Genomic DNA, 7,573 nt, shown 5'->3' with positions numbered 1-7,573 from the left:
GGCATTCTGGAAGCAGCGTCACCTGCTTGCGATCTTCGCCTTCTATGAATCGCTTCATCCGGTCACCCATGCTGAATGAGTTAATCCAGTCTAGGCGATCAACGCGTTTTCACACAAGCTCGACCCGTATGTGTTCGGGCCAAAGCGGGAGATATGGCTTAGTGCGGCCGTGGAGGCAGCAAGCGGCCGCCTAATCGAAGCGCGTCAATTCCGCTGCAATACGGAGCTCGCGATAAGCGCTCACCAGTGCATCGAGGCTGAAGGACCGGTTCAGGCCGCTTGGGTTAGGCAGCACCCATACGCGCGCACCGCCGAAATTGCGCGCTTGCAGGCCCCATTCGATCTCACGCTGGCCGGACATTTCGGCGAGCGCCACCTTGCCGAGAAACGCGATGAATCGCGGCGCGTAGTGTCGGATCTTCTGTTCGAACTGCGCCGCAGCGGCTTGAATCTCCGCCTTCGACAACTGATCCGCACGAGCCGTCGGGCGGGCGACCGCAGCAGTCAGACCATATCCACCCTTCAGCAATTGACGGTCGTTCTCGGGGCGAAACTCCTCCTGCGTGAAACCTGCACGATGAAGAACCCTCCAGAACCGGTTACCTCTGCCTGCAAAGTGATGTCCAGTCGACGCCGCGAGCAATCCGGGATTGATGCCGCAAAAGAGGATCGACAATCCGGGCCCGATGACGTCGGGCAGGGATTGCGCGGCATCGTCATTCGCTATCGGCGACACGTCTGAAAGCTCCGCGATGGACTCACTGTTGCGCACTCGCCTCCCCTCTGAATCGCATCCGATATTGCTTCGGGGTGACGTTGAGTCGCCGCGAGAAAGTCGTGCGCATATGCGTGGCGTTGTGAAAGCCGCATTTGAACGCGACCGTCTTTAGCGGAGCATCGGTATTCTCGAGCAGCTTTCTTGCCGTATCGACGCGCACCTGCTCGACGAACACCGAGGGCGTCAACTTCGCGTGCTTCGCGAACACCCGCGACAAGGTGCGGCGGCTCACAGAGGCCGCGCTCGCGAGGTCGTCGATCGACAGCGCCTCGGTAATATGCTCGCTCACAAATCGATAGACCTTGTGAAGGATCGGATCTTCGTCCTTGCCCGCACCGATGTAGGGGCTGTACTGCGACTGACCGCCTTCGCGCTGGATATACACGACCAGACGCTTCGCGACCCGCACCGCGAGCTCGTGCCCCCAGTCCTCGGCAACGAGCGCGAGACACAGATCGATGCCAGCGGTCACGCCGGCCGATGTGAATAGCCGTCCGTCGCGAACGAAGATTCTGTCCGGCTGCACATTGGCTTGCGGAAATTCACTGGACAGCCGATGCGCGTCCGACCAGTGCGTCGTGACCTCCTTGCCGTCGAGCAACCCGGCATGCGCGAGCACGAACGCGCCATTGCACACGGAGCCGAAGCGGCTCGCGCTGCGCGCCTGATTCTGCAACCACGCCAGGAATTCATTCGATGGCTGGGCATCGGGTAGCTGCGGTCCTCCTGCGACCAGCAGCAGGTCCCATTGCACGTCACGGTCGGCATAGCCGAACGAAACCGCCAGCTGCATGCCATTCGAGCAGGTCACGGTGCCCGCCTCGCGCCCGACCAGTGTGACCTCGTAGCGCTGATGCTCGGGCAGGAACGTATTCGCCTCGGCGAACACATCGAGTGGGCCTGCTACATCCAGCGCCTGCACACCATCGAATACAACAATGGCGACTTTCATGCCGTGACCTTCATGACGGGAACTATGTTTGCGATGCGTGGCGCAGCTTACCGCATCATCGGCCGCGCATGCCGTCAGCGTCTGGAAAAACATTTGTGTCTGCGAGTAACAAATCTGTCGCCGCCACGATGCCCGACACGCCGCACGCCTCGACCGCGTGCGTGGCTCAAAACCTCAACTAGTTGGCAGATGAACGCACCATCCGCATGTTTCCGCCACTGCCTCGCTTAACTAGACTGTGTACACGACCGCGGCCAGGGCATATCAACCGGGCATGCCGGGAAGTCTCCCGCTCAGGACGGCGCTTGTGACGCGCGTCAATGCCTGGCTGTACCGTGGGCGACTATACGCAGCGATAGCAGTCACTTCATGTGTTGCGGCCGGCTCACGACCGCACAGCGACCAAGGGCAGATTCATCATGTTCAAGGAACGTCAGCGATCCTTCCTGTTCGGGGGCAACGCCCCCTACGTCGAAGAGCAATATGAGCTTTACCTGGCTGACCCGGATGCGGTCACGGCCGAGTGGCGGGCGTGGTTCGATGCGTTGCGCGATACCCCCGCCAGCGACGGCAGCGATCGCGACGACCAGCCGCATGCACCGGTGATCTCCAGCTTCGTCGAACTGGCAAAGCGAACGCCGCGTGCCGTCGTCGCGGCCAGCCATGACGACGATAACCAGACCGATAAAAAGGCCGTCGACGCGCTGGGCCTCGCGAGAAAGCAGGTCGCGGTGCAATCGTTGATCGCCGCGTTCCGGATGATCGGCACGCGCGTCGCCGATCTCGACCCGCTCGCCTGGACGCCGCCCCGCTCCTACGCCGAATTGACCCCGGCCTACTACGGCCTGTCGGCCGCCGACATGTCGACCACCTTCAGCACCGCCGACACCTTTCTGTTCGAGGACGACGCGACGCTGAAAGACATCGTCGACGCGCTCGAGCAAACGTACACCGGCACACTCGGCGCCGAGTTCATGCACCTCGCCGACGCGCAGCAACGGCGCTGGTGGCAGATGCGGCTCGAATCCACGCGAGCGAGACCGACGCTACAAGCCGCGGAAAAACTGCGGCTGCTCGAACGTTTGAGCGCGGCCGAAGGGCTCGAAAAACACCTGCATTCACGCTATGTCGGGCAAACGCGTTTCTCGCTGGAAGGCGGCGAGTCGTTGATCGTGCTGCTCGACGAACTGGTCCGCTATGGTGCGTCCAAAAAGCTGCGCGCGCTCGTGATGGGCATGGCGCACCGCGGCCGCCTGAACGTGCTCGTGAATATCGTCGGCAAGCCGCTACGCGCGCTGTTCGACGAATTCGATGGCAAGAATGCCGAAAAACTGACGGCAGGCGATGTCAAGTATCACAAGGGCTTCACGAGTTCGGTCGAAACCGACGACGGACCGGTTGAAGTGACGCTCGCGTTCAACCCGTCGCACCTGGAGATCGTCGATCCCGTCGTGCAAGGCATGGCGCGCGCGAAGGCGGATCTCGCCGGCAGTGCCGACGGCGACGACGTGCTGCCGGTGGAAATCCACGGCGACGCGGCGATGTCCGGCCAGGGCGTGGTGATGGAAACGCTGAGCCTTTCCTATACGCGCGGACACGGAACGGGCGGCACCGTCCACGTCGTCGTCAACAACCAGATCGGCTTCACGACTTCCGATCCGCGCGACACGCGTTCGTCGTTCTATACGACCGATGTCGCGAAGATGATTGAAGCGCCGATCCTGCACGTCAATGGCGACGACCCAGAAGCGGTCGCGATGGCGGTGAGGATGGCGCTCGACTATCGCACCACCTTCAAACGCAGCGTCGTCATCGATCTCGTTTGCTTCCGCCGATACGGGCATCAGGAACAGGACACTCCGGGCATCACACAGCCGCTGATGTATCGCTCGATCGCGAATCATCCAGGCGTGCGGACCCGCTACGCAAACCGGCTGATCCAGCAAGGCGTGCTGACGGCCGAAGAGGCGCAACGCTACGTCAGCGCGCGCCGCGAGCTTTTCGAGCGGGCGCACGAAACCGTCGGTTCCTATGCGTCGCCGCTGCACGACGAACGCGCCAAGCGCGCGCGCTCAGCCGCGCAGAGAGGCGCAGCCCGCCACCTCGTCCCATCGGCCGACTATCTGCGCGCGCTCGCGCAGCGGATCTCGACCGTCCCCGCAGACCTGACGCTGCATCCGCTCGTCAGGAAGATGATCAGCGGGCGGCAGGAAATGGCCTCCGGAAAACGCCTGCTCGACTGGGGCATGGGTGAACACCTGGCATTCGCCTCGTTGCTCGCAGCCGGGGTCAGTGTGCGGCTGAGCGGGCAGGACAGCGCGCGCGGCACCTTCAACCACCGGCACGCGGTGCTGCACGATCAGACTCGCATGCATCGTCCCGATGGGGTCTATGTTCCGCTCGATCATCTCGGCGCAGCGCAAGGCAGGTTCAGCGTGACGAACTCGATTCTTTCCGAGGCCGCCGTGCTGGCATTCGAGTATGGCTATTCGACGGTGAATCGCAATGCGCTGGTGATCTGGGAAGCGCAATTCGGTGACTTCGCCAATGGCGCGCAGGTGGTGATCGACCAGTTCATCGCGGCCGGCGAGGCCAAGTGGGGACAACACAGCGGCCTGACGCTGTTCCTGCCCCACGGGCAGGAAGGCCAGGGCCCCGAGCACGCATCGGCGCGGCTCGAGCGCTACCTGCAATTGAGCGCGCAGAACAATATGCGGGTGACGCAACCGACCACCCCCGCGCAGCTGTTCCAGTTGCTGCTGATGCAGGCCGGCACCGTCGCACGGCGCCCGCTCGTGGTGATGACGCCCAAGTCGCTGCTGCGCCACGCGGAAGCGACCAGCACCTTCGACGAGTTGAGTCACGGCGAATTCCGCGAGGTTTTGCCAGACATCCACATCGACGCGTCCCGTGCGGCTGGTGTAGAGCGTGTGATCGTAACGAGCGGCAAGCTCTACTTCGAATTGCTCGATCATCGCCGCAGCGTCGGTATCACCGACACCCCGATCATCCGGGTCGAGCAGCTCTATCCGTTTCCGGCGCAACAGCTGGCTGCCGAACTCGCCCGCTATCCGAACTTGAAGACCGTGGTCTGGTGCCAGGAGGAAGCGCGCAACCAGGGCGCATGGAGTTTCGCCGAGCCGCTGCTACGCGAGATTCTGCCGACCGGCAAGGCGCTGCTGTACGCGGGACCAGATGCCTGGGCATCGACCGCGCCGGGATCGCACGCGGCGCATGCGGCAGTGCAATCCGCGCTCGTGTCGCGAGCGTTCACCGGCTGAGTGCGTATGCGTGTCGCGATGATGCTCTATGCAGGATTTCAGCTGCTCGAAGTCAGCGGTCCGATGGATGTGTTTCATCAGGCAAACCGGCTGTATGGGGGTGTCTTCTATGAATCGCATCTGATCGGCCCGTCGCCCGGGCCGGTGCGTGCTTCGAACGGAACGGCCGTGGGTACGACGGAATGCCTGTTCGATTCGCGCCCGCCATTCGATCTCGTCGTCGTGCCCGGCTCGCCGGTGCCCGGTTCTGCGCGCGAGCATCGCGAACTCGTGGACTGGCTGAGCGATGCGGGGCCAAAGGCCCATAGGCTCGCCTGTATTTCGAACGGCGCGTTTCTGCTTGCCAGCGCCGGTCTCGCCGATCGCCGCTGGCTGAATACCCATTGGCGCGACGCCGATCGCCTCGCGGCCGAATATCCGCTGGTCCATGTGGTATCGAATCCCGGCTGCCTGAAGGATGGCAACCTGTACTCGTCGGGCGGTGCGAGTGCGGCAATCCACCTCGCGCTGTCGCTGGTGCGGGAAGACCTCGGCGAACATGCCGCGGGAACGATCGCCACGGCGTTGTTGACGCTGCCGGAACGAAACGCCGGGTGCGTACGGAGAAATCGATGTTAGACATGAACCTGATCCACAAGGCTCTCGCGAATCCGCTGCGGCGCGACATCCTCGGGTGGTTGAGAAGCCCCGCCGCGACCTTTCCGGACGACTACGCAGGCCACGGCCGCGGCGTACCCGTGCACGCGATCCAGGCGCGCAGCGGTCTGGCGCAGTCGACGGTATCGATGCATGTCGCCCTGCTGGTCGATGCGGGACTTCTGGTTCCGCGGCGAGTCGGCCAATGGGTTTTCCTGTCGCGCAATGAAGAAGTGATACGGGCATTTACCGAAAAGATTCGCATGCATTTGTAATGGATAAGCTCAACATGATGCGGATATTCGTCCGCATCGCTGAAGAAGGAAGCTTCACGGCGGCGGCCTCCCGTCTGGACATTCCGAAGGCCAACGCGTCGCGGGCGGTCGCGCAACTCGAGATACATCTGCGCACCCGTCTGCTGCACCGGAGTACCCGGCGGCTCGCGCTGACCGAGGCGGGCGAGCGATATCTGGATCGCTGCCAACAGATACTCGCCTCGGTCGACGAGGCCGACGCCGAGGCAGCCAATGCGCAAGTCAAACCCTCGGGCCGGCTGCGCGTGCATGCGTCGCCAGGTTTTGGCACGACGTATCTGGTGCCGGCAGCGGTCCACTATCGTGAGCGCTATCCTGCCGTGTCGGTCGAGCTGACGTTATCGTCTGGCACGCCCGATCTTCTCGACGATGGCTACGATCTGATGCTTCGATTGAGTTCGACCGATCTTCCGGACTCCGGACTCGTTTCGCATCGGCTCGGCGACGTCCACAGCGTGCTGTGCGCGGCGCCCGCTTATCTGCATGCGCGCGGCACGCCGCGCACGGTGCAGGACATTCGCGGTCACACGTGCCTACAGCTCGTCATGTCGATCTTCCCGCGCGATCGCTGGCATCTGGACGGACCCAACGGCCGCGAAACGATTGTGCTTCCAAGAGCCGCGGTCGAAATGAACTTGCCTGATGCGCTCGGTGTCGCCTTGCGCGAAGGGGTGGGCATCGGCGCGCTGCCGATGTCGAGTGCCCTGCCCTTGCTCAACAGCGGTGCGCTGGTTCGCGTGCTGCCGCAGTATCGGCTGCAGAAGCTGACGGCCTTCACGATCCATGCATCGCGCCAGTATCTGGACGCCAAGATCAGAACTTTCGTCGATTTTCTGCGCGAGACCGTGCCGACGGCACTGGCCGAAGATGAGGCGGCGCTCGGTAGTTGAGCCCCGCCTCGGTGGCCTGCCGCTCGATGCCGTGTCGCGGCTGGCTGGACCTGGATCAATTCAACCCGCGTTTGCCTTGTGCTGATGCGACGCCAAGCCTTGCGATTGGGATTGTGATTGCGGTTGCGCGGCTATCGCGCGGGAAACCATTTCGTTTTGCTTGATGATCCTGTCGATCTCGGCGTCGGCCTTTGCATCGTACCGCGCAAAAACGTCGGTGCTATAGCGCGTGTTCTGCGCTGCGCCGAGCTGCGAACCGGACTCGTCCCGCGTGTCGGCATCGACCGTCATCGACAGGCCGATACGCAGCGGATGCGCGGCCAGCTCGGCCGGGTCGAGTTCGATGCGCACCGGTAGCCGCTGCACGATCTTGATCCAGTTGCCGGTGGCGTTCTGCGCCGGCAGCGTCGCGAACGCGCTGCCCGTGCCGGCCGAAAAGCCCTCGATACGCCCGTGATAGCGGGCGTGGCGGCCGTAGACGTCCGATGTGAGCGTGACCTTCTGGCCGATTCGCATGTGCTTGAGCTGCACTTCCTTGAAGTTGGCGTCGACCCATACGCCGTCGAGCGGCACGATCGCCATCAGCGGCGTACCGGGCGCGACGCGCTGGCCGACCTGAACCCGGCGCTGCGCGACGTAGCCGGTCACCGGCGCTGGCAAGGTATCGCGCGCATAGGCGAGCCACGCGGTGCGCACTTTCGCGGCGGCGGCCTGCACGTCCG

The 7,573-nt window shown here is 63.4% G+C and carries 7 protein-coding genes; 4 read left to right on the top strand and 3 right to left on the bottom strand.

Annotated features, from left to right (window positions below; translation table 11 throughout):
• Positions 1-190: 190 nt before the first annotated feature.
• Both mug and AB3X86_RS37370 read right to left on the bottom strand, forming a co-directional pair.
• On the bottom strand, positions 191-727 hold the full coding sequence (mug, locus tag AB3X86_RS37375) for a G/U mismatch-specific DNA glycosylase (protein ID WP_368599805.1): 537 nt from the start codon (positions 725-727) through the stop codon (positions 191-193).
• A gap of 31 nt (positions 728-758) precedes the next feature.
• Entirely contained in the window at positions 759-1,730 is a 972-nt protein-coding gene (locus AB3X86_RS37370; RefSeq protein WP_368599804.1) for a GlxA family transcriptional regulator, read from the bottom strand.
• A 419-nt stretch (positions 1,731-2,149) separates the two neighbouring features.
• Here AB3X86_RS37370 and AB3X86_RS37365 point away from each other — a divergent pair, with 419 nt between their 5' ends.
• Genes AB3X86_RS37365 through AB3X86_RS37350 form a run of 4 tightly spaced genes read left to right on the top strand, consistent with a single transcriptional unit; the run spans position 2,150 to position 6,851 of the window.
• Positions 2,150-5,011 (top strand): 2-oxoglutarate dehydrogenase E1 component, encoded by a 2,862-nt coding sequence (locus AB3X86_RS37365; RefSeq protein WP_368599803.1) that lies wholly within the window; start codon positions 2,150-2,152, stop codon positions 5,009-5,011.
• An 18-nt stretch (positions 5,012-5,029) separates the two neighbouring features.
• Complete coding sequence (locus AB3X86_RS37360) at positions 5,030-5,629, top strand: AraC family transcriptional regulator (RefSeq protein WP_368599802.1); 600 nt, start codon at positions 5,030-5,032, stop codon at positions 5,627-5,629.
• A complete protein-coding gene (locus AB3X86_RS37355) occupies positions 5,623-5,922 on the top strand; it encodes an ArsR/SmtB family transcription factor (RefSeq protein WP_368599801.1) in 300 nt (99 codons plus the stop codon). Before AB3X86_RS37360 ends, AB3X86_RS37355 begins: the two co-directional genes overlap by 7 nt.
• Positions 5,922-6,851 carry a LysR family transcriptional regulator gene (locus AB3X86_RS37350; RefSeq protein WP_368599800.1) on the top strand — a complete coding sequence of 310 codons (930 nt, stop codon included), beginning with the start codon at positions 5,922-5,924 and terminating at the stop codon, positions 6,849-6,851. Before AB3X86_RS37355 ends, AB3X86_RS37350 begins: the two co-directional genes overlap by 1 nt.
• A 60-nt stretch (positions 6,852-6,911) precedes the next feature.
• Here the strand turns inward: AB3X86_RS37350 and AB3X86_RS37345 are convergent.
• Positions 6,912-7,573, bottom strand: a 662-nt coding sequence (locus AB3X86_RS37345) for an HlyD family efflux transporter periplasmic adaptor subunit (RefSeq protein ID WP_368599799.1), incomplete at its 5' end; no start/stop codon positions are given.

The organism is Paraburkholderia sp. BR14374 (assembly GCF_040948685.1).
Classification (GTDB): Bacteria; Pseudomonadota; Gammaproteobacteria; order Burkholderiales; family Burkholderiaceae; genus Paraburkholderia; species Paraburkholderia youngii.
The sequence above is the reverse complement of the archived record's forward strand: the minus strand, read 5'-3'. Positions and strand labels throughout refer to the sequence as shown.